This window comes from Microcoleus sp. AT3-A2 (assembly GCF_036705685.1).
Lineage (GTDB): Bacteria > Cyanobacteriota > Cyanobacteriia > Cyanobacteriales > Microcoleaceae > Microcoleus.
On the sequence record NZ_JAUBVF010000173.1, the window covers coordinates 1 to 1134 of the forward strand.

The 1134-nt window shown below is 41.7% G+C and carries 2 protein-coding genes; both read right to left on the bottom strand.

Annotated elements, in window-relative coordinates:
- On the bottom strand, positions 1-659 hold a 659-nt coding region (locus QUB37_RS29735), incomplete at its 3' end, for a transposase (protein WP_445300077.1).
- Positions 652-1134: helix-turn-helix domain-containing protein (locus QUB37_RS29740; protein ID WP_333168837.1), on the bottom strand; the 483-nt coding region annotated here is incomplete at its 5' end. The genes QUB37_RS29740 and QUB37_RS29735, both read right to left, overlap by 8 nt.

The following is a 1134-nucleotide window of genomic DNA, read 5'->3' on the forward strand; positions in this document are numbered from 1 at the left end:
ATTGTTTGATTAAAGTAGTTAATAAAATTGAGGATGCGATTTTTCAGATCGTACTGACTGGTGAAACTTGCTCTTTTGAGTAATTTCCGCACTAAAATGCTGAACCAAATCTCTATTTGATTAAGCCACGAAGAATGTTTTGGCGTGTAGTGGAAAACAATTTGATGTGTTGGGTCACTTAAAAAAACAGCACGAGATTTCATGGATTGAAGTATGCCGCTTTTTCCCTTAATACCGAGGTCGATATCTAAGCCTTCTTTTTCGGCGACCAAACGCACCAATGATTCAGATTGGTGAGTATTCAGACAATCCATAATCAGATGCCATTTTTGGGCATCGGGGTCAGTTTCAATGATGTGACGAATATTCAGTACAAAATCGGATTCTTTTCTCGAATCTCCGCAAGTTGGCTCGATAATCTTACCATTCGCAATATTGAAATTCGCTATCAAGGTCTGCGTGCCATGACGAATATATTCAAACTCTCTTCTTGCAACTTTTGCGGGTCGCATTGGTAAGTCTTTTTCGAGACGCTCAATGGCTTGAATTCCTGTCATCTCATCAACCGATATAGTGTGTTCTCCATTTTGACTGCGTTCAATCGCAGTCAGATATAAGCCTGTAATATCTTTAACTTTTGCATCAAATTCTTCATCCACAGGGGGGGGTTAACCAGTAGCGCGAGGCGTGTGGTTTAAGTTCTGCTTCTTCTAATAATCTGCCAACATGGCGGACTGATATACTTTCAATAATGCCTTGTTTCATGATTTCCTCCGCCAGTTCTCTCGCCGTCCAATGACTTATTGGTCGTCCATAATCGGACGGTGAGGAACAGGCAAGTGCAAATAACTCAGTTACTTGTTCCATGGTAAATTTTACTGGTGCGCCAACACGCTCTTGATCTTGCAATCTTTGCAAAATCGATAAGTCTTTTCCCTCGCTTTCCAACCATCGGTTTCGCCATAAGCGAGCCATCTGTCGGTTAATCTCTAGGCTTCGGGCTATTTCACGATGGTTTTGACCATCTGATGCCATGAGAATTATTTTGGCTCGTAGCACTAGCTGTTGGGGCGTTTTGTGTTTGTCGATCAACTTCTGAAGTTGATGACGCTCGCCATCGCTTAACTTTAATAT